Below are 20,312 nucleotides of genomic sequence, written 5' to 3' on the forward strand. Positions count from 1 at the left end.
TCTAGAGCAACATAGTCAAAGAAAAGAGCCTTTATTAATAATATTTTGCTGCAGCAATGATCAGCAATACCCACGAAACAAGGAATGCTACACCGCCGAAAGGAGTTATGGCGCCTAGAATACTTATTCTCGTTACACTTAATATGTATAGACTTCCTGAGAACAGGATGATTCCGACAAACATTAACCATCCAGACCATGACAAAAGAGAAGATGATTGAATATGTTTCGCAATGAGTCCAATTGCAATCAATCCGAGAGCATGGAACATTTGGTAGGTAACACCTGTTTTCCAAACCTCTAAATATTTCTCCGGAATTTTCCCTTCCAATCCATGTGCTCCGAACGCACCTAATGCAACCGCTAAAAAGGCATTAATAGCTCCTATAATAACAAAGGCTTTCATGTTAACACTCCTTATCTCTCTATTTATTCTTCATTTATTGTAAGAGAAGCCGTATTAAAAATCAAAAATAGAATCCCCATTTGAACCGTCATCAGTCTTTAAAGGCTGCGATTTTTCATACGTTAGAGTAGTTGTTGGTGCAGGATTTACATGGTGAGAAATATCCGCTGCAGTTTCGGCTCCCTGTTCCAGAATTAATTCACATAATGTCTTGATCGTATATACATGCTGTTTTTGCTTGCTGGAATCATGCAGTTGTTTTGCTTTCAGAACTTCTTCTTCTATTTTTTTCAAAAGAGAATGATTTGAGATTGTCACTTTCATTATCTCCTTACCTGTATATTACTCTCATCTTACCATATTTCCTCTTCTCTCTCTAAATTCGACATGTTTCACGTGAAACATGTTAATAATTGTCGTTTTAAAAAATATATGTTTATCCATATGGTAAACAGGTTATATACATAATAATTCGAGGTGACAAGCACCTCACAAAGGAGGAGATTTTATGTATACAGTAAAAGTTGCAGAAAATGGACTTGCCGCATCCAACCTAGTGAGTGAATTGCAAAACCAAGGATACCAAAAAGAAGATGTTTATATTTTTGCTCATGAAAAAGGGCGCTCGAAGGATTTAACAGATGCTACGCATACAGGAAGCGTCGGTATCGAGGAACAAGGCGTTCTAGATTCCTTTGGAAATGTGTTTAAAAAACGTGGGGATGAGCTCCGTTCCAAAATGCATTCACTTGGATTAAGTAAAATGGAGGCGGAAAAATATGAGGAAGTGCTCGACGAAGGGAAATTAGTTGTCATTGCTTCTGAAGAGCGTTTAGATGAACCTCCTTATACTATAATTTAATTAGAAAAGCGCGGGGCGTCGCAGCTTTACGTACGAATTTTATAGTCATAGAGCTGAGGTAGTTCACTAGATTGTGAAATTATCTCTTAAAACCTAATATCCCTTACCCGCAGGGAGAAGACAGGGAAATCCGATGCTGGAGCTAGACAAAAACTTGTAAAATTATTTATTTGATAATAGGCTTATACTTTCTGGTTAGTATTAAAAATTAGCGGTCCTTTCAGCAGGACCGCTATACACTTATCCTATTAAAGAGTGGTACACTTTCTTCGCCATTGCCACATCATTTGTTCCATGAATTAAGGCCCTTCCATCCTTAAACAAAACCATTCTGTAATCTCCCTTCAACACCGATACAAGATAAGGATTCCCACTAACCTCATATCCAGCTTTTCTCCATTGAATCGTAAGACCCTCTATAGAAATATTCGAACAGCCAGATGGCCTAATTTGAACCGTATTTCTTCCGCATAAAACGGCTGTTTTTGTGGCTACCTCATAATGAAGGTTTGGATAGGTTGGATGATGTCCACATGTATAACAATCGGGATTTTTGGTTGCATCTGCTTTAATAGAAAGAGTCTGATTTTGCCACAAGTCAAAAGTTACATAGGTATTTCTCAACGCATTATTATTTTCCGATAAAATTTTTAACGCTTCAGCAGTTTGATATGCCGTAACCATTTGTACGGTAGGCGCTATAATGCCAACTGTATCACATGTTTGTCCATTCATCGGCAATTTCTTCATTAAACATTGCAAACATGGAGTCTCTCCCGGAATGATGGTAAAAGCAGAGCCAAAGCTTCCCACACATGAACCAAATATCCAAGGAATGCGAAACTTATGGGCGATATCATTCATGATAAAACGTGTCTCAAAGTTGTCTGTACCATCCATGATTAAATCCATATCAGGAGCTACACTTTCTAATAGCTGTGCGTCCGCTTCCCCTACAATGGACCCGACATCCACATCTTGGTTAATTTCATTAAGTCTTTTTTTTGCCGCTTCTGCCTTCGGTACTCGTTCCTGTGCATCTCTTTCCGAGTACAAAAGCTGACGTTGTAAATTGCTTTCCTCCACATAATCCCGGTCAATGATGGTTAATTTTCCAACACCCGCTCTGGTCAAAGTTTCAGCAATAGCAGATCCTAGCGCGCCCATCCCTACAATTAATACATGCTTCTTTCTTATCTTTTCCTGTCCATCAATTCCAATAGGAGAAAACAAAGTTTGCCGTGAATATCGATTCATAAGCGTACTTCCTTTCAACCCCCGCTGACTGGCGGGATCAGAGCGACAACATCACCTTTACGGATAATCTCTTCATCATTTACGAATTCTTCATTAATTGCGACCATAATGCTATCTAATTCATCGAAAGAATAAGATTCCTTTAAAACTCTTTTTAATTCTTTTACCGATTTACCTTCTATATCAACATTTATTTCTTGCTTCCCCGCTTGATCACGAAGCTTTGCAAAAAGTAGCAGTTTAATCATGGAGTTCATCCTCTCCTGGCTTTCCATCTGTATATTTTTTTGTTCCTAATTGGTTGCCTACCCACTCTTCCCCATCATCCCAATGTTCTTTTTTCCAAATAGGAACGATTTCCTTTATTCGTTCAATCGCGTATCTATTTGCCTCATAGCTTTCTGCTCGATGAGGAGTAGAAACGGCAATGACCACAGCAATATCGGTAATCTTTAATCTGCCGATACGATGTGTGATTGCTGTTTTCGTCCCTGGCCATTTTTCAGCTATTTCGTTTCCAATTTCCTCAAGTTTTTTGAGTGCCATCGATTCATATGCTTCATATTCAAGATACAAAGTACGTCTGCCGTGAGTAAGTTCCCGGACAGTCCCTATAAAAGTAGTGATAGCCCCAGCTTCCCTTCGTACCACTTTTTGCACTATTTTTTCTATCTCAATTGGATCCTTCGTGATTTGAAAATTCATTCTATCACCTCTAGAGCTTGTTGATATTCTGATAAAATTCTAAAGCTTTTTGATAATCTTCCAATGTATTCAAATTCCATAAGCAATATTCCCACTCAACCTGCAATTCTTCCGGAATATCTTGTTTTTCTATAATTTTAGCATTCACTTCATTTAAAAGATGTGACATTTTTCGCTTTCCATTTAAAAGATTTTCTTTAATGAAGGGCTGAATTCTTTTATGGTAGGCTCCAAATAGAGGATGAACTCTTCCTTGATGTGAAGGAATAACAGCGTCCACTCCGCTATTCTTTAATTCTCTTATTAAATATTCTCCTATTTTTCGAGATACGAACGGCATATCACAGGCTATAAATAAACAAAAGTCTTCATCAGCTACATCTATACCTGTATAAATACCTGCCAAAGGACCCTCACCCCTAAATTCCGGCACATCCGGAAATATAGAAAGATCCAGTTCATTATATATTTCAGGTATATTCGCAATAATAATGATTTCTTCTGAAATAGGAGTAAATTCCTCTGCTATTCTCTTAATAATACTTTTTCCCCCTATAGGAAGTAACGCTTTATTTTTCCCCATTCTGCTGGATTTTCCACCGGCTAAAATAATGGTTTTCATCTAAATTACTCCCCTTCCACAGGTGCCACTAATTCCACCTTAATACGGTCCGGATCCTCAAAATACAAGGCATAATGGGATGGCCCTCCTGCAAACGGATGGCGATCCGAATACAGAATGTTTATCCCTCTTTCCTGTAGCTCCAATGTAATATCATCGACATGTTGCCTTGATTTTGCACAAAAAGCAAGATGATTTAGCCCAACCCTCGAGCGATGATATGGGATATCCAGATACTTTTCATCGGCCTGAACAAATACGATATATGTGGACGTATCCTTCCAACTAATCCCCTTGTCCCACTTTTGATAGACCTGGTAATCTAATTTCGTTAAAAGCCAATCCCAAAATTTTATTGTTTTATTGAGATCCGATACATATATTTCGATATGGTGAAGCATCATATTTTCCCCTTTACAATATTAACTATTATTTATTTCTATAGTGAGAGGAATAGTACCTTCCTTTCATTTAACTTTTCCCGAGTTCTGAATTTAGTGCCACACGTTTTTGCTCCCGTGTTCCTGTGTCGGTCTTTGTTTTAGGAACGATACTTCTTCTATTGTTCACGCTTCTCTGTTATAGACTTGTATTTGTGCACAAAGTCATCCATTAATAATGGTTATCCTAAAGAGAAAAAAGCTTAGCTGCATACTAAGCTTTTTTATACATCCATTAATACTTTATCTTCTTCTGACCATTAGAGATTTGTTTCCATTTTGCTTTTTCCGCTAATGCCGCCCGCTGATTTTCTTTTCTTTCTATATAAGCAAGCTCTTTTTGCAGTTTTACATAGCTATTATATCGGTCAATATCCAAAGTTCCGTCAGAAATCGCTTGTTGGATAGCACACCCAGGTTCCTTTTTATGTTTACAATCTCTAAATTTACAATGCTCCGCTAAAGATTCTACATCCGAGAAGCTTTGGCTTAGACCCTCATCCGCTTCCCAAAGCTGCAATTCTCGCATCCCTGGAGTATCGATTAATATACCACCATGTTCAAGAACGATTAATTCCCGATGAGTTGTCGTATGACGCCCACGATCATCACCTTCCCGAACCTCTTTTACCTGTTGTTTATGGTGACCGATCAATGTATTGGTCAACGTCGATTTTCCAACACCCGAGGATCCAAGTAAAGCAATCGTTTGCCCCTCATGAAGATACGGAGAAAGCTGGTCTATCCCAATATTTTTTTCCGCGCTGATCGGAAGAATTGGAATTCCGAATGCCACGGTTTCTACTTCAGCAATCTTTTCATCTATATCCTCACATAAATCAGCTTTACTCAAAATAATAACGGGATTTGCACCACTTTCCCAGGCAGACAAAATATAGCGTTCAATTCGTCGCACATTGAAATCTGCATTTAAAGCATTTACTAAAAAGATTGTATCAACATTTGATGCTACAATTTGTTCTTCTGTTGTCTGACCGGCAACCTTTCTCGAGAATTTACTTTTGCGAGGCAGGACAGCATGAATCGTAGCCTTCTGTTCATCCGGACGTGCTGAAATTACAACCCAATCCCCTACAGCAGGATAATCTCCACGATCCAGCGCATTAAAACGCATTTTTCCAGAAACTTCACCTAAAAGCTCTCCATATTCCGTTAATACCCTGTAAATTTTTTTATGTTCAAGCGCGATTCTGCCAACCTCATATCCTTGTTCCTTAAACTGCAAAAATTCCTCTTCAAAAAATTCATTCCAACCTAATGTTTTTAAATTCAAATGTGATTCCTCCGTTTTTTATAATAAGGCTGTTTTCACAATATTTGTTGCTTTCGTCATTAGTTATAAATCCTAAGTAGGCTTGGTTTCGGGGCATCTTTTCTTACCAATTTTATTGATTTTTAACTTAAATAAGGCTGTTACTTAGAATTTCGTATACAAAAGCAATAAAGTTTAAGAAAAGAGCCTTAGGTAAAAAAAATAAACCGTGTGAACACGGTTTTGTTGAAAAAAGGGTATATTACACCCTAATAATATAAAAACCATGAGCCTTTAAGTGACAGCCCATGGTTAAATAACATGAATAATATGTTGCCTAACGCTTATTCGTACACATTATATTTTCCATGGACTGCATTATGAAATTAAATTGATTCGTCATATATACATTTGCGTTCATAATACATACCTCCTTTGGAAAATGTTTGATTTACAAGCATATTGTAAACGTTTCATTTAAGAAAGTAAAGTCATTTTCGAAAAATAAAAATAATTTTTTACTAGATGTATAGTTTGCTAAATCATTGTCCATAATGGTGATAGACGATGAAACCCCCTCTTGTGGAGAGTGACCTTTATAAAAGGACACCCTCTTTTTTTTGCCCAATTATTTATCTCTTTTGATCCATCTCCAAGTGAAATTGGAACTTCAAATTTCACCAGCGCTTCCGCCTTTCCTATTTCCATTGTTTTTCAAAAAATTTTGGTTTATTCTAATGTAGATAGTACATATTATTCATTCAAATAGTATTTCATCATTGGAAATGGAGGAGGAATCGTAATATGACATTGAAAAAGACCTTTACTCTTGCTGGATCTGATTCAAGCGGTGGTGCAGGGCTCCAAGCTGATTTGAAAACATTCCAAGAATTAGGCGTTTATGGTATGACTGCCATTACATCGATTGTAACAATGGATCCTAAAAATGATTGGCATCATAATGTTTTTCCTATTGATGTAAAAACCGTTGAACCACAATTAGAAACCATTTTGTCTGTTGGCATCGATGCAATGAAAACCGGTATGCTTGGTTCTGTTGACATTATCGAACTTGCAGCAAAAAAAATTGATGAGCATAAACTGGATAAAGTGGTCATTGACCCTGTTATGGTTTGTAAAGGGGAAGATGAGGTATTACAACCAGAAAACACAGAAGCAATGCGCGATCTGTTATTACCACGTGCTACTGTTGTAACTCCTAATCTTTTTGAAGCATGGCAATTAGCCAAAACAGGTCCTATTAAAACCATTGATGATATGAAAGAAGCAGCTGTTAAAATTCATGAGTTGGGTGCAAAAAATGTTGTCATTAAAGGCGGCAAACAACTAAATCATGATAAAGCTGTAGACTTATTCTATGATGGAACAGAATTCACTCTTCTTGAGAAGGAAAAATTAGAAACAACTTATAATCATGGTGCAGGCTGTACATTTGCGGCTGCCATTACGGCAGAGCTTGCAAAAGGTGCATCTGTTAAAGATGCTGTAACTACTGCAAAAGAATTTGTGACTGCAGCTATCGAACACGGCTTTAAGCTTAACCAATACGTTGGTCCAGTTATGCACGGAGCCTATACTCGCTTTGTTTCGACAAAGTAAAAAATATACCGCGGGTGGAATGACACCCGCTTTTTTTGTTTTCGTATAAATTGTTTTTCTCTCTTTGTGTAAGAAGATGCTGTAAGTTTCGGCGCATCTTTTTTCAAAAAATTTAATTCTATGCTGAACAGAGAATTTTATAAGGTTATTGATTTATTATGGATCATCGTTTAAGAAAAGAGCCTTTTATTGAAGCTAAATTTTAGCATTCTGTTACTATTTTTAGTAAAATGTTCACATACTTAGAAAAGTGGTAGTGCCTTGCCCATCTGCGTACGAATGAATGAGATTAGCATTTCAAATTTCACCTGATGCCCGTTTATCGCAGGGGGAGACGTAGAAATCCGCTTGCCGTTAGGCGTAGGTACTAGACAAGACTAGAGTTAATAAATAAATTAAATAATAAAACTTATACAATCATTAATTTTTTAATGAAAAGGAGGGGAATTTTCCATGGAGCCAATTAACATGTCAAAAGTACAAGAAAAAATAAATGAATTTGCTAATCAAGAGGTTTACATACATCTTGAAACAACAAATGGAGCCTATGCTTCCCATTTTAATGAATCATTTTTTTCTGCGGGCGCTTATATTCGGAATGCAAAAGTGAAATATGAGCATGGAAAAATTACTGGTGATGGTCCTTTCCGAGTTGGGATAAAAATGGAAATCGGTTGGATTTATGCAGAAGGCATTACCCATTTCGAAGTAGATGAACAAAATCGTTTATTGCTTGCCGGTCATGGTTATGATGGTAAACTCGCAGTTGCGTTAGAAATTAGCAAAAACCCGTTTGAAATATAATTTTTTAGTTAGGAGTTTTTTTATATGGAAAAAGAACGTCAAGTCTTAGTCGTATTTCCACATCCGGATGATGAAGCATTTGGTGTTTCCGGCACGATTTCTACTCATGTAAAAAACGGGACTCCTGTTACTTATGCCTGCTTAACCCTGGGACAAATGGGCAGAAACTTAGGAAATCCTCCTTTCGCGACAAGAGAATCCCTTCCGAATATTCGAAGAAGGGAATTACAAAACGCCGCAGAAGTAATGGGAATTCAAGATCTTCGAATGATGGGATTACGTGATAAAACCGTTGAATTTGAAGATGACGAAAAAATGACCAACATGATTACTGATTTAATAGAGGAATTAAATCCTTCGCTCATCATCACTTTCTATCCGGGGTATTCTGTACATCCGGACCACGATGCTACAGGAAGAGCAGTAATTCGGGCGGTTAGAAAAATCCCTATTGAAGCACGTCCAAAAGTTCATTGTGTTGCTTTCTCCAAAGGACATGAAGAGGAAATTGGAAAACCGGATATCGCAAATGATGTGAGTGACGTTATTGATCAAAAAATTGGAGCGATGAAAGCACATATTTCCCAAACTGGTTGGATGATGGAAGAAAGAGAAAAGAAAGTAGCAGAAAAAGACCCAGAAACATTAGCGTGGCTCCAAACAGAAAGATTTTGGTCTTATCCATGGGACAATGACAAGGTAGAATAAGTTCGAATATCGGACTTATTTTTTTTATTTTTTATAAGAAACAACAGTTGTACCCGCAATCCAATCATATACATTTTTTCTCTGTTTGTTCGTTAATGGAAAGAAAATATAAAGAAATGCCAAGATATTTACGGTAATTAAAATAGAAGTTATGAAACTGTCAGGAAAGTCAGACGGTCTCACCATATTCCATATAGAGAAATGGGAAATTTCCCAAGGTAGAAATTTAATGATGGAACGGAAAGCAGCTCTTCCCAATCCAATCCTTTTCCCATCTTGTTTCACAACCCGGATGTTTTGCATCCTCTTCCCTAAAGTACCTCCTTTTCTCGATGCCTCCATGAAAATGAAATACAGCATAACAGGTAAGGTAATGAAACAAAATCCCGCAAGCTCAGCTACAAATGAATTTTTTAAAAACAACGATTGGAAAAAAGAACGTAAAACAAAGGACAGTAAAACTAAAATCAAGCCATATCCAATAATCACCAAATAATCTATTAAAAAAGCGTATAATCTTCTTCGGTAAGGGGCAACAGTATTCAACTTTCTTTCTCTATTCTCTACTGGTTCCAAATGACTCTCTCCTCCCACGCTTTCTAAATAAAAATATATCACGTAATGAACGAATTTTTTGAATTTATTACACCGCTGTTTAATAATATATTTTTATTGTGAGTGATTACTCACTTTACAAATGATTAAAATCATTTTACACTATTAACAATGAGTGATTACTCACTTCCATTTCAAGGAGGGGGAAATATGAACAGTGCTATTGTATCCATTACTAATGTGAGTAAAAGCTTCGGTAACCAACAAATTTTAGAGGATGTTTCTCTAACAGTTGGTACTGGTGAAATTTTTGGCTTATTAGGTCCATCTGGCTCCGGTAAAACAACACTGGTAAAAATGATGATGGGTATTGAGTCCATTAATTCTGGAAACATAAGTATTGCGGGATTGGAGATACCCTCATTCGAAGCAAAAAAAATAATTGGATATATGGCGCAATCCGATGCACTATATCTAGATTTAACAGCAAAGGAAAATCTCGAATTCTTTGGTTCTCTATACGGATTAAAGGGAAAAAAGCTAAAAGAGCGCATTCAATTAGTAATGGAAATGGTTGATTTACAAAACCACTTGCATAAGACACTCCACCAATATTCTGGAGGCATGAAGCGAAGATTATCGCTTGCCATCTCGCTTTTACATGAACCAAAACTATTAATCTTAGATGAACCTACAGTGGGCATTGACCCTGTATTAAGAAAATCCATCTGGGGTCAATTTCAAACACTTACTAAACAAGGAACGACCATCTTCCTTACAACCCATGTAATGGATGAAGCCGAAAAATGCGACAGATTGGGCCTTATCCAAAGCGGGAAACTGATTGTGAATGATACTCCGGAGAAAATGAAGGAAATGTATAGAGTAAATACATTAGAGGAAATCTTTTTGGCGGTAGGGGGTGCGGCACATGACCATTAAAGCGTTTATTATCCGTATCCTTCGTCAGTTCATGCGGGATAAAAGAACACTTGCACTGATGATTCTTGCCCCTATTTTAGTGCTAACCATGCTATGGGCTGTTTTTAACGGGAAAGATTATAAGCCGAAGATTGGGTATGTTGAACCAACAGCACAACAAACGGCTCCGATTAAATTAGGAAGCTCTTTTCATCATTATAAAAATGAATCGTCAGCAAGAAAGGCCTTAAAGGAAAGTAAAATTGACGGCTACCTTACTATTGCTCCATCTCCTTCTCTCGTGTTGGAAGGAAGCGATCCTAATGTAAATAAAGCCGTTATTCAGAAAGTACAGTCCCTTTTCCAAAGCAAACAATCTCCTATAGAAATAGAATATTTACATGGCAATAAGGATATGAAATCCTTTGACTATTTTGGACCTGTATTACTCGGTTTTTTTGTCTTTTTCTTTGTTTTTCTTATTAGCGGGGTTTCCTTTTTGCGGGAACGTACATCCGGAACGTTAGAAAGATTAATGGCGAGTCCAATCAAAGTTTCCCATATGGTATTTGGCTATGTCATAGGATTTGGAATATTTACGATTATTCAATCCGCATTAATAACCTCTTATGCTGTTTATATTCTAAAATTAATGATGGTCGGATCCTTTTTAACTAGTTTGTTGGTAATCTTGCTTTTGTCTTTTACCGCACTTACACTAGGTATGCTGCTTTCCGCCTTTGCAAGAACAGAGCTACAAATGATGCAATTTATTCCCATTGTAGTTGTCCCACAAATCTTTTTTTCAGGTTTATTCAATCTGGATACCATTCCAGATTGGTTAAGCTGGATTGGTCCTATTACACCATTATATTACGCGGCGGATGCGTTAAGAGACATTATGATTCGTGGAGCACATTTTCAAGATACACTATTCGATATCTTAATGTTACTCGTCTTTTCGGCGTTCTTTATTATCGTAAACATTGCGGCATTGAAAAAATATCGTAAAATATAAGAAAAGCATAGACGCTGCAGCACTGGCGTATGGATTTCGTAATCTTCACGGGCGAGGGACGATTGCCCTTGCCTACAGAAGACGGAGAAATCCGCTAGCCGATAGGCGTTGAAGCTAGACTGTAATTAAACTTATCTTTCTTTTAAAAAGAACTCTAAATGGAATGAAGTAGACTGGAGAGAATACAATGTCTGAACAAAGCGATTTTCTGGATATTCTTTTGGAAAATCATGAGAATATGACAGAAAAGCAAAAGAAAATACTTGAAGCAGCGGTGGAAACCTTTTCTGAAAAAGGGTATGCCGCAACTTCCACAAGCGAAATTGCTAAGAAGGCTGGTGTTGCAGAAGGAACCATCTTCCGTCACTATAAAACAAAAAAAGATTTGCTGCTTTCCATTGTAGCACCAACAATGGCAAAACTATTAGCACCATTTTTTATTCGGGACTTCAATAAAGTGTTGTTAAATGATTATGGTGATTTTGAGGACTTTTTAAGAGCTGTCATTATTAATAGAATGGAATTCGCCAAGAAACATATGCCAATACTTAAAATTTGTCTGCAAGAAATTCCATTTCATCCGGAATTAAAAAATCAATTTATCGAGCATGTTTTTAATAAACTAATTGGTCGCTTTAAATACATCGTGGAAAGCTATCAAAAAAAGGGGCAAATTATTGATATTCCGCCAACATCGGTCATGCGGCTATCTGCTTCCGCCATCATTGGCTTTATTTTAGCTAGAACCTTATTAGTTCCCGAATCTGAATGGGATGATGAACAAGAAATGGAACGAACGATTCGATTCGTTGTAAAGGGATTGAGTCCGGATCCAAAGTGATCTTTTTACGAGTTATCTTTTTGGATAGCTCTTTTTTATTTTCTTCAACTATGAACAGTGCGATTTTCCATTCAACGGCGCGAAAATGCAATCAATCAGCGTAAATCATGACTTTAGACTTACAAAGACATAAAAAAACGATGCGAAAACACCTTTCCCACATCGTCCAAAATCTTATAATGTTACATTCAACAATTGCGCAACCGCCTTACCTACACCATCATTAATGTTTAAATCGGCCTGATATTTGCAAAGTTGTTTAACCTCTTCTTCTGCGTTCCCCATTGCAAAAGGGTATCCGACTTTTTTTAACATAGAAAGATCATTTAAGTTATCTCCAATTGCCATGGTGTCCTTTAAATCGATGCCTCTTTCTTTTACAAATGCTTCTAAGGCAATTCCCTTTTGGGCATTAATATGGTTTACTTCCAAATTATTGTGACCAGAGGATGTAACTTTCAGCCCTTCTACTTCATGCAACGCTATACTTGCCTTTTTCAATAGTTCCTCGTCACTTGAAAAAACGATGAACTTATAAAAAATGTACCCGGGATTATTAAAAAGGACTTCATAGTCATTAATTGTTTGAATGAATCCCTTAGTAAAACGATCCTCTACCATTTTGCGAATTTCTTCAGTTGGGCGTTCTGGATTGGCAGTTTTGTATATATCGACAATGACACTTATGCTTTTATCATAATCCTCGGTAAACTTGCCTTTATTCGTGTAGATTTCAAAATAAACCCCAATCACATTTAAAATCTTGGCTATGGCGGCAGCTTGCTCCCCATTTAAACCGGTTGAGCCAACAATTTCACCAGATTCATTTCGGATTTCCGCACCATTTACCGCTATTAGTGGGCATCTAATTCCCGCATCTTTCAGAAGAGTATGTGCTTCATCATAAGAACGCCCCGTTGCAATCACAACCTCGATTCCCTGCTCTTTTGCATAAAGAAGCGCCTTCCGGTTTAATTCACTAATTTCTTGCAGCGAATTCAGCAAAGTGCCGTCCATATCTGATGCAATACATCGAATCATTAAGCACCATCCTTTCTAGTTGCACGAACCTCATCAACTTCAATATTGTACCATTTGTCAACATAGGGATACAAACTATATACAAAAACAAACTTCTTACAGTACATATCCCGTAACAACAAATATTGGTAAATATTTACTAGCGAATAAAAACTTTTATTCGATTCAAACTAATCTTATATAGCTCATACCGGTATTCTTTTGAAGAATATTCTGCTTCAAATAAATAACTTCGGATATATAGATTAAAAGATTAGTAGAAAGTAGGATGGAGCATAATGGGTAAAAAAGTAGTTATACTAATTCTTCTACTTTCAGTTGCATTTGCGGGGTGCCGAAACAATACTTCCGATCAAGCTGAAAAAAATAAAGAACCAATGAAAATAAATACTCAAAGTCCCAAAATGAAACCATCAAATTTTGAAAGGACTAATCATTTTAATATTAAGCCTACAAACGCAAGTATAAATACCTCGAAATGGATTCCTGTTAAAGGAACCGTTCATATTCCCATTCTTATGTATCATAGTATATCCATAGGTAATGGCTTGTGCGTTCCGGAAAATGAATTTTTTTCCCAAATGAAATGGTTAAAGGAGAATGGATATTATACCCTTTCCCCAGAGGAGGCTTATTTGGTCTTAACAAAAGATATAAAACCTCGCGAAAATTGTGTCTTAATCACTTTCGATGATGGTTACGAAGATAACTATACCAAAGCATATCCTATTCTTAAACAATTCGGTATGAAGGCTACCATATTTATGATTGGAAGGTCCATCAATAAAAAGAATCACTTAACTGCTAAACAAATGCTGGAGCTTTCAAGAAATGGATTTTCCGTTGAAAGCCATACCATTCATCATCTCAACCTTAATCAATTATCTGCTGACCAACAAACTAGCGAAATGAAACGCTCCAAGGAACTATTGGATAAGATGCTCCATCAAAATACGATCTTTCTTTGTTATCCTGCTGGAGTCTATAATGAGGAAACATTAAAACTTGCCCAATCAGCAGGGTATAAAATGGCTGTGACAACTGAGCCTGGAGATGCTTTCCGTGACCAAGGAATGTATTCTCTTCACCGAATACGGATATTCCCAGGAATGTCATTGGAGGGCTTCGCAAGAATACTTGCAACGCCACAATAAACAAAAGGAGGAAATGGACAAGCCGTAACACTTTGTCTCATTTCCCCACAATCTACTGGTTTTTCTGTAAAAAAGCCCGTATCATAAAAAAGCTCACTTCATCAGGCAGAAGCTCTTTGATTGGTGTAAGTCTATCAGTATCGGCCTTTGCAACGGCTTCCGCAATAATAGATACAAATTCGGATGGGATAAATTGGTCCCAATCAATAGCAAACCCTTCGTCAGAACATTTAACAAGATGACTTTCAATCGTCCTCGTCGACATCCCACGTCTTTCCGCGATCTCCTCAATATTTAACCCTTCCTGTAAAAGGGCGTATGTTGCGTGGTGACTTTTCTCCTTTTGCTTTCCTTCCTCAGAAACAGAACTTGGCCTTGAACTTTCCGCATTAAATTTAAAACTATCCTTAATCCCATTTTGTTCGCGATAAGCTAAAATAACCGTTAAAAAGGCACTGCCATATTGCTCAAGCTTTCTTTCCCCTACCCCTTTTATTTGCAGTAATTCATTGTCGGTAGTAGGCATTCTTATACTCATCTCCTGCAAGGTTTGGTCAGAGAAGATAATGTACGGAGGAATTTTTTCAATTGAAGCAATCTCTCTTCTTAACTGCCTTAAATCCTCAAACAATGGATTATCTTGAGCCAGCCGTTTCACTTGAATCTTTTCCTTCTTAAACACCTTCTCCCCGCCGATTAAAACATTAATCCCTTTATTTGTGATCATTAAAACCGGATAAGCACCATCTGTTGGCCGTAAATATCCTTCCGCTGTTAAATAATCAATAAACTCATTAACATCTTTTTGCGTTTTTTCCCTCATGATGCCGTATGTGGAAAGCTGATGGAAACCGAAGCTATTAATTTTCTTATCATTGGAGCCTGTTAAAACCTTTGTAATAAAGGTTTTTCCAAATCGCTCATTCATTCGCTTTATACAGGATAGAACCATTTGCGCATCTTCTGTCACATCTACTTGCTTACGATCATCTGTGCAATTTCCGCATTTCCCGCAATTACAAGCGTTTACTTCTCCGAAATATTGCAAAATATATTGCTGGAAGCAGGTCTCCGTATGACAATAGGAAATCATCTTGCGCAGCTTGGAATATTCATATTCCTTCCTCTCTATATTCATATCAGATTGGTCAATAAAAAACTTTTGAATATGAACATCCTGAGGAGCAAATAAAAGAATGCACTCGCTCTCCGAACCATCTCGGCCTGCACGGCCAGCCTCCTGATAATACGATTCCATATTCTTTGGAATATGATAATGGATCACGTATCTAACATTCGATTTATTGATCCCCATGCCAAATGCACTTGTTGCAACCATAACGGTAATATCATCATATATAAATTCCTCTTGATTTCGGTTTCGCTCTGTCTCTGACATGCCTGCATGATATTTCCCAACCCGAATGCCAAGATTATTTAATTGATGGTATAACCGCTCCACTTCTTTTCGTGTTGCAGCATACACAATACCTGCCTGGTCCTCATTTTTTTGAATATACTCTTTTAAAAACAGATCCCGATCCTGCCCTTTAATCACTTGAAATGCTAAATTCTCTCTTCCGAATCCCGTTAAAATAACGTTAGATAAAGGAATATTTAATAAATCACAAATATCCTCCTTCACGTTCGGTGTAGCCGTAGCAGTTAGAGCTAAAATAATTGGTTTCGGATAGATTTGCTGGATTAGTTTTTTAATAAGTAAATAGCTTGGGCGGAAATCATGTCCCCATTGCGATATACAGTGGGCCTCATCGATAGCCAGCAAAGACACATTTACTCTATTGAGAAGTTCAATAAATGCCGGTGCTTCTAATCTTTCCGGAGCAATATAGACTAGTTTATATTTCCCTGCTTCCATCCCTTGTAAACGTTCATCCATTTCACTTCCGGTTATAGAGCTGTTGATAAACGTGGCGGGAATACCTGCATTTGTTAGGGCGTCGACTTGATCCTTCATCAAGGAAATGAGAGGAGAAATAACAATTGATACACCTGGAAATATTAACGCGGGAATTTGATAGCAAATGGATTTTCCACCGCCTGTTGGCATAATGGCGACGGTATCCTTTCCGTGCAGAACTTGATCAATAATAGTCTCTTGGCCTTTCCTAAATTCAGTATAACCATAGTAGGATTGAAGAATGTCTTTTGCTTTTGATAACAATATGATGGCTCCTTTCGAGGATATTTTTTAGAAGGATAAGGTGGGACGATGAAGATAAGGAAGTTAATTAGATTATATTAAATGGTTTTATAAATTGCTAGAAAAAATAAACGATTTTTTCACTTTACAAAAAAATATAAGAGTGATGGAATGGTCACCCTTATATTTTAGAGAATTCCACAAGGAAGTTTAATGACAACATCTGTTCCTAGTCCCTCTTGGCTGCGAAACTCGAAAGAACCTTTATGGTCCTGTATAATTTTACAGCTAATCGTAAGGCCGAGCCCCATACCTTTCTCTTTTAAGGTAAAAAATGGCTCACCGATTTTCTTCAATCTTTCAGGGGGAATTCCCATTCCTTGATCAGAGACAATCACCTGAATTTTGTCCATTACCTTTTGACATGATATATTAATTAACCCACCATTTGGCATTGCATCCATTGCATTTTTTAAGAGATTAATAAATACTTGAATAAGGCTATTACGATCTCCTTCAATTTTGTATTGGTCATTTGCTGCCATGACAATTTGAACATCCTTTAATAAAGCTTCCGAACGCATAATATTAATAGCATACTGCAGGATCTCATTTAAAATAATGGTGGTCATTTCCCTGCTTTGCGGTTTGGACAGTGCTAGCAGTCCACCAGCAATTTGATTAATTCGGTCTATTTCAGATACCATAACTTTGGCATATTCTTGTGTTACATTTCCAGATTCATGCATTAATTGGGTAAGTCCCTTTATACTCGTTAACGGATTGCGAATCTCATGGGCAATCCCTGCGGCAAGCTCCCCGACTACTGAGAGTTTTTCCCTCTTAATTAATATTGATTCGGTTACTTTTTGCTGAGTAATATCTCTGCCGATCGTTAATAGTCCTTTTCTTGATCCATTTTCATAATAAAGCGGAATTTTGATAACATCAAAGCTTTTAAGCTCTCCGGAAGGCACAACAAAGGATTCTTCTAATCTTGTTAATTTTCCAGCATTCCATACTTCTTCATCCGATAGGTAGCAGGTTTTAAAGCCTTCCTTGAAAAAAGGTACTAATTCTGCCAGCTCCAAATCTGATTTTCCATAATAATCGATATTCTCTAAATGATATAGCTTCCTACCAAACTCATTTACTTTTCTCCATCTGGACTCCCCATCTTTAAAACAAATAAAATCAGGAGTAGCCTGCATCAAGATAGACCACTTTTCTTCTTCCTCTTCAAGATTGCAATATTTTTTATAAAGAAAAAGGTACCGATATATCAAAAACAATACCATTCCTAGCAAAAGACATAATAAAAATATCGTAACTTCTATAAACCAATTTGTATTTCGGTAAAAAATAGAAAAGATTATTTGACAACCTAAATCAATAAATAAAATAAACAGATATATTCCCCAAAAAGTGTTAAAGTTAATTATTCTATGATTCCCCATAAAAAGTTCCTGTCCCTTTTTTATATACCCTATGAATTTCATTCTACCATAAAGATATAAGTAGAAAATAAGTTTTCTATTTCGAAAAAAAATGACGTTCGCTATCGTCTGAACGTCATTTTTATCATTATTTTAATTTCGTTTTTAGTTTATCCAGCATATCTACTGTCATTTTTTCTAAATCATATTCCGCTTTGAAGCCCCATTCTTCCATTGCGGCAGTCGGATCGATGGAATTTGGCCAGCTATCTGCAATGGTTTGTCTTGCTGGATCGACATCATAGCTCATTTCAAAATGAGGAATATGCTTTTTAATTTCTGCAGCGATTTCCTCTGGAGCAAAGCTCATTGCTGTAATATTAAATGCATTACGATGTTTTAGCTTTGCAGAATCTGCTTCCATTAAGTTAATAATGGCATTTAATGCATCCGGCATATACATCATATCCATTTTTGTTCCTTCTCCGATGTATGATGTATATCGGCCATTTCTAATTGCTTCATAGTAGATTTCTACCGCATAGTCAGTAGTTCCGCCGCCTGGTTCTGCCACATAGGAAATCAATCCTGGAAAGCGTACTCCTCTTGTGTCTACACCAAATTTATAAAAATAGTAATCACATAATAACTCACCGGATACCTTGTTCACCCCATACATAGTTGTAGGACGTTGAATAGTATCTTGAGGTGTTTGATCTTTTGGAGTCGTTGGACCGAAAGCACCGATGGAACTTGGAGTGAAAAATTGACATTTTAATTCTCTTGCCGTTTCTAAAGCATTAACTAGTCCACCCATATTCAAATTCCAAGCTAATAATGGATTTTTCTCGGCTGTCGCTGATAATAAGGCAGCCAGATGGACAATGGTGTCCACCTTATATTTACTTGCCAGCTCATGCATTTTACCTGCATCTGTTACATCTAGAATTTCGAACGGTCCTGCTTTTACAACATCGCTGCCGTTATCGCGGATATCTGTTGCAATAACATTATCCGCACCGTAAATACCGCGCATTTTCGTTACTAATTCAGTTCCAATTTGACCTAATGATCCGGTCACAAGTATTTTTTTCACGATGGAATCCCCCTGTACCTATAGCTCATCTAGTTGTATGATCAAATGTACGATTATTTTTTAAATCAAGCCCATTTCTTTGCCTACTTTTTCATATATCGAAATTGCTTTATCCAGCATTTCCTTTGTATGTGCGGCTGTTGGCATGTTTCTTACACGGCCGGTGCCTTGTGGAACGGTAGGGAAGACGATGGATTTCGCATAAACGCCTTCTTCGTAAAGTCGTTTACTAAACTCTTGAGTTGCTTTTTCCTCCCCGATAATGCAAGGAGTGATTGGAGTTTCACTATCACCGATATTAAAGCCAAGATCTTTCAAGCCTTTTTTCAAATAGTTTCCGTTTTCCCATAGACGGTCATTAAGCTCTGTGCTGCTCATTAATAGCTCAACCGCCTTTGTTGCAGCCACAACATCTGCTGGAGTTAAAGCAGTTGAAAATAAAAATGGACGTGAACGAACCTTTAACCAATCAATTAAGTTTTTCTTCCCTGCTACATAACCACCAACAACACCAATGGCTTTTGATAGCGTTCCAATTTGGAAATCAACCTTGTCTGCAAGTCCGAATTGCTTAACAGTCCCTGCTCCTTTACCGGTTACACCAGAACCATGAGCGTCATCCACATACGTAATTAAATCAAATTCTTCTGCAATTTCTATGATTCCCGGCAGGTTCGCAATATCCCCATCCATAGAAAATACACCATCTGTAATCACCATGATTTTATTGTATTGGCCGGATTCCTTTGCTTCTTTTGCCTTTTTGCGTAAATCCTCCATGTCAGAGTGGTTGAAGCGAATGATTTTAGCTTTGGAAAGACGGCATCCGTCAATAATAGATGCATGATTCAATTCATCAGAAAGAATCGCATCATTTTTATCCATTACAGCAGAAATAGCTGCCATATTACAATTAAACCCTGATTGATACGCAATCGCAGCCTCGGTACCTTTAAACTTCGCTAAAGTTTCTTCTAACTTAATATGAAGATCCAATGTACCATTGATCGTACGTACAGCTCCCGCGCCAACCCCATATTCTTTAATGGCGTTGATTGCAACCTCTTTTAACCGTTCGTCCGTTGCTAAGCCTAGATAGTTATTAGAAGAAAGATTAATCAGTTCTTTCCCTTTTATTTTTATAACCGGACCATTTGCACTTTCCACTACATCGATTTCATTATAAAGACCCTTGCCCCTTAAATCCTCAAGATTTTCTGTTAAAAAATGATCTAATGTATTGCTGGACATTCGTTATCCCTCCATTGGAAAATGTAAGCGTTTTATACACAACTGTCCATTTCAGGTGGACATTTACTTATCTTATAATGCTTTGTATATATACTTTATCACAAAAGTTTATTTTTGTTTATATGTGGAGGACAATAT

Annotated in this window: 22 protein-coding genes; 8 read left to right on the forward strand and 14 right to left on the reverse strand. The window is 37.2% G+C overall.

Going from position 1 to position 20,312, the window contains the following annotated elements; genetic code table 11:
* Positions 1 to 34 precede the first annotated feature (34 nt).
* A complete protein-coding gene (locus tag NSQ59_RS26105) occupies positions 35 to 406 on the reverse strand; it encodes a DUF423 domain-containing protein (RefSeq protein ID WP_055741460.1) in 372 nt (123 codons plus the stop codon).
* Positions 407 to 460: 54 nt separating this feature from the next.
* Complete coding sequence (locus NSQ59_RS26110; protein ID WP_055741461.1) at positions 461 to 724, reverse strand: YwdI family protein; 264 nt, start codon at positions 722 to 724, stop codon at positions 461 to 463.
* A 190-nt stretch (positions 725 to 914) separates the two neighbouring features.
* Here NSQ59_RS26110 and NSQ59_RS26115 point away from each other — a divergent pair, with 190 nt between their 5' ends.
* Positions 915 to 1,268 carry a general stress protein gene (locus NSQ59_RS26115; protein WP_055741462.1) on the forward strand — a complete coding sequence of 118 codons (354 nt, stop codon included), beginning with the start codon at positions 915 to 917 and terminating at the stop codon, positions 1,266 to 1,268.
* 240 nt (positions 1,269 to 1,508) lie between these two features.
* Here NSQ59_RS26115 and NSQ59_RS26120 read toward each other — a convergent pair whose 3' ends face one another.
* The 6 genes from NSQ59_RS26120 to rsgA form a co-directional block, all read right to left on the reverse strand.
* The gene (locus NSQ59_RS26120) at positions 1,509 to 2,525 is read right to left on the reverse strand and encodes a ThiF family adenylyltransferase (protein WP_055741463.1); all 1,017 of its coding nucleotides are present in this window, start codon (positions 2,523 to 2,525) and stop codon (positions 1,509 to 1,511) included.
* Positions 2,526 to 2,539: 14 nt separating this feature from the next.
* A complete protein-coding gene (gene moaD, locus NSQ59_RS26125; protein WP_055741464.1) occupies positions 2,540 to 2,773 on the reverse strand; it encodes a molybdopterin converting factor subunit 1 in 234 nt (77 codons plus the stop codon).
* Complete coding sequence (locus NSQ59_RS26130; protein ID WP_055741465.1) at positions 2,766 to 3,230, reverse strand: molybdenum cofactor biosynthesis protein MoaE; 465 nt, start codon at positions 3,228 to 3,230, stop codon at positions 2,766 to 2,768. The genes moaD and NSQ59_RS26130 overlap by 8 nt, the downstream gene beginning before the upstream one ends.
* A gap of 10 nt (positions 3,231 to 3,240) precedes the next feature.
* A complete protein-coding gene (mobA, locus tag NSQ59_RS26135) occupies positions 3,241 to 3,852 on the reverse strand; it encodes a molybdenum cofactor guanylyltransferase (RefSeq protein ID WP_055741466.1) in 612 nt (203 codons plus the stop codon).
* Between the two features lie 5 nt (positions 3,853 to 3,857).
* Entirely contained in the window at positions 3,858 to 4,253 is a 396-nt protein-coding gene (locus NSQ59_RS26140) for a VOC family protein (RefSeq protein ID WP_340833045.1), read from the reverse strand.
* Positions 4,254 to 4,527: 274 nt separating this feature from the next.
* A complete protein-coding gene (rsgA, locus tag NSQ59_RS26145) occupies positions 4,528 to 5,586 on the reverse strand; it encodes a ribosome small subunit-dependent GTPase A (RefSeq protein ID WP_340833046.1) in 1,059 nt (352 codons plus the stop codon).
* A gap of 783 nt (positions 5,587 to 6,369) precedes the next feature.
* On the opposite strand from rsgA, the gene pdxK reads away from it, so the two are divergent.
* The 3 genes from pdxK (at position 6,370) to bshB2 (ending at position 8,697) form a co-directional block, all read left to right on the forward strand.
* Complete coding sequence (gene pdxK / locus NSQ59_RS26150) at positions 6,370 to 7,185, forward strand: pyridoxine/pyridoxal/pyridoxamine kinase (RefSeq protein ID WP_055741469.1); 816 nt, start codon at positions 6,370 to 6,372, stop codon at positions 7,183 to 7,185.
* A 453-nt stretch (positions 7,186 to 7,638) separates the two neighbouring features.
* Positions 7,639 to 7,989, forward strand: coding sequence for a YojF family protein (locus NSQ59_RS26155; protein WP_055741470.1), 351 nt, complete (start codon positions 7,639 to 7,641; stop codon positions 7,987 to 7,989).
* A gap of 24 nt (positions 7,990 to 8,013) precedes the next feature.
* Positions 8,014 to 8,697, forward strand: a complete 684-nt coding sequence (gene bshB2, locus NSQ59_RS26160; protein WP_055741471.1) for a bacillithiol biosynthesis deacetylase BshB2 — start codon at positions 8,014 to 8,016, stop codon at positions 8,695 to 8,697.
* 24 nt (positions 8,698 to 8,721) lie between these two features.
* Here the strand turns inward: bshB2 and NSQ59_RS26165 are convergent, their stop codons facing one another.
* Positions 8,722 to 9,273, reverse strand: a complete 552-nt coding sequence (locus tag NSQ59_RS26165; protein ID WP_340833049.1) for an RDD family protein — start codon at positions 9,271 to 9,273, stop codon at positions 8,722 to 8,724.
* 189 nt (positions 9,274 to 9,462) lie between these two features.
* On the opposite strand from NSQ59_RS26165, the gene NSQ59_RS26170 reads away from it, so the two are divergent.
* From NSQ59_RS26170 to NSQ59_RS26180, 3 genes are all read left to right on the forward strand, one after another.
* The gene (locus NSQ59_RS26170; protein ID WP_055741473.1) at positions 9,463 to 10,194 is read left to right on the forward strand and encodes an ABC transporter ATP-binding protein; all 732 of its coding nucleotides are present in this window, start codon (positions 9,463 to 9,465) and stop codon (positions 10,192 to 10,194) included.
* The gene (locus NSQ59_RS26175) at positions 10,184 to 11,191 is read left to right on the forward strand and encodes an ABC transporter permease (RefSeq protein ID WP_055741474.1); all 1,008 of its coding nucleotides are present in this window, start codon (positions 10,184 to 10,186) and stop codon (positions 11,189 to 11,191) included. The genes NSQ59_RS26170 and NSQ59_RS26175 overlap by 11 nt, the downstream gene beginning before the upstream one ends.
* Positions 11,192 to 11,378: 187 nt before the next feature.
* Positions 11,379 to 12,032, forward strand: coding sequence for a TetR/AcrR family transcriptional regulator (locus NSQ59_RS26180; RefSeq protein WP_055741475.1), 654 nt, complete (start codon positions 11,379 to 11,381; stop codon positions 12,030 to 12,032).
* 174 nt (positions 12,033 to 12,206) lie between these two features.
* Here the strand turns inward: NSQ59_RS26180 and NSQ59_RS26185 are convergent, their stop codons facing one another.
* Positions 12,207 to 13,073 (reverse strand): Cof-type HAD-IIB family hydrolase, encoded by an 867-nt coding sequence (locus tag NSQ59_RS26185; protein WP_340833050.1) that lies wholly within the window; start codon positions 13,071 to 13,073, stop codon positions 12,207 to 12,209.
* Positions 13,074 to 13,351: 278 nt separating this feature from the next.
* On the opposite strand from NSQ59_RS26185, the gene NSQ59_RS26190 reads away from it, so the two are divergent.
* The gene (locus tag NSQ59_RS26190; protein ID WP_083489474.1) at positions 13,352 to 14,227 is read left to right on the forward strand and encodes a polysaccharide deacetylase family protein; all 876 of its coding nucleotides are present in this window, start codon (positions 13,352 to 13,354) and stop codon (positions 14,225 to 14,227) included.
* Positions 14,228 to 14,279: 52 nt separating this feature from the next.
* Here NSQ59_RS26190 and recQ read toward each other — a convergent pair whose 3' ends face one another.
* The 4 genes from recQ to NSQ59_RS26210 form a co-directional block, all read right to left on the reverse strand.
* Positions 14,280 to 16,418 (reverse strand): DNA helicase RecQ, encoded by a 2,139-nt coding sequence (gene recQ / locus NSQ59_RS26195; RefSeq protein WP_152982434.1) that lies wholly within the window; start codon positions 16,416 to 16,418, stop codon positions 14,280 to 14,282.
* A 161-nt stretch (positions 16,419 to 16,579) separates the two neighbouring features.
* Positions 16,580 to 17,677: an ATP-binding protein gene (locus tag NSQ59_RS26200; protein ID WP_321198433.1), complete on the reverse strand. Its 1,098-nt coding sequence runs from the start codon at positions 17,675 to 17,677 to the stop codon at positions 16,580 to 16,582.
* Positions 17,678 to 17,975: 298 nt separating this feature from the next.
* Entirely contained in the window at positions 17,976 to 18,923 is a 948-nt protein-coding gene (locus tag NSQ59_RS26205; RefSeq protein WP_055741479.1) for an L-threonine 3-dehydrogenase, read from the reverse strand.
* Positions 18,924 to 18,983: 60 nt separating this feature from the next.
* A complete protein-coding gene (locus NSQ59_RS26210; protein WP_055741480.1) occupies positions 18,984 to 20,174 on the reverse strand; it encodes a glycine C-acetyltransferase in 1,191 nt (396 codons plus the stop codon).
* Positions 20,175 to 20,312 lie beyond the last annotated feature (138 nt).

The sequence above is a fragment of the Margalitia sp. FSL K6-0131 genome (genome assembly GCF_038008735.1).
Classification (GTDB): Bacteria; Bacillota; Bacilli; order Bacillales; family Bacillaceae_C; genus Margalitia; species Margalitia shackletonii.

What these genes read in the sequence shown, in the direction of transcription:
- NSQ59_RS26105 (WP_055741460.1), bottom strand. Translation starts at nt 406, where the DNA reads ATGAAAGCCTTTGTTATTATAGGAGCTATTAATGCCTTTTTAGCGGTT.
- NSQ59_RS26115 (WP_055741462.1), top strand. Translation starts at nt 915, where the DNA reads ATGTATACAGTAAAAGTTGCAGAAAATGGACTTGCCGCATCCAACCTA.
- NSQ59_RS26120 (WP_055741463.1), bottom strand. Translation starts at nt 2,525, where the DNA reads ATGAATCGATATTCACGGCAAACTTTGTTTTCTCCTATTGGAATTGAT.
- moaD (WP_055741464.1), bottom strand. Translation starts at nt 2,773, where the DNA reads ATGATTAAACTGCTACTTTTTGCAAAGCTTCGTGATCAAGCGGGGAAG.
- NSQ59_RS26130 (WP_055741465.1), bottom strand. Translation starts at nt 3,230, where the DNA reads ATGAATTTTCAAATCACGAAGGATCCAATTGAGATAGAAAAAATAGTG.
- mobA (WP_055741466.1), bottom strand. Translation starts at nt 3,852, where the DNA reads ATGAAAACCATTATTTTAGCCGGTGGAAAATCCAGCAGAATGGGGAAA.
- NSQ59_RS26140 (WP_340833045.1), bottom strand. Translation starts at nt 4,253, where the DNA reads ATGCTTCACCATATCGAAATATATGTATCGGATCTCAATAAAACAATA.
- pdxK (WP_055741469.1), top strand. Translation starts at nt 6,370, where the DNA reads ATGACATTGAAAAAGACCTTTACTCTTGCTGGATCTGATTCAAGCGGT.
- NSQ59_RS26155 (WP_055741470.1), top strand. Translation starts at nt 7,639, where the DNA reads ATGGAGCCAATTAACATGTCAAAAGTACAAGAAAAAATAAATGAATTT.
- bshB2 (WP_055741471.1), top strand. Translation starts at nt 8,014, where the DNA reads ATGGAAAAAGAACGTCAAGTCTTAGTCGTATTTCCACATCCGGATGAT.
- NSQ59_RS26170 (WP_055741473.1), top strand. Translation starts at nt 9,463, where the DNA reads ATGAACAGTGCTATTGTATCCATTACTAATGTGAGTAAAAGCTTCGGT.
- NSQ59_RS26175 (WP_055741474.1), top strand. Translation starts at nt 10,184, where the DNA reads ATGACCATTAAAGCGTTTATTATCCGTATCCTTCGTCAGTTCATGCGG.
- NSQ59_RS26180 (WP_055741475.1), top strand. Translation starts at nt 11,379, where the DNA reads ATGTCTGAACAAAGCGATTTTCTGGATATTCTTTTGGAAAATCATGAG.
- NSQ59_RS26185 (WP_340833050.1), bottom strand. Translation starts at nt 13,073, where the DNA reads ATGATTCGATGTATTGCATCAGATATGGACGGCACTTTGCTGAATTCG.
- NSQ59_RS26190 (WP_083489474.1), top strand. Translation starts at nt 13,352, where the DNA reads ATGGGTAAAAAAGTAGTTATACTAATTCTTCTACTTTCAGTTGCATTT.
- NSQ59_RS26210 (WP_055741480.1), bottom strand. Translation starts at nt 20,174, where the DNA reads ATGTCCAGCAATACATTAGATCATTTTTTAACAGAAAATCTTGAGGAT.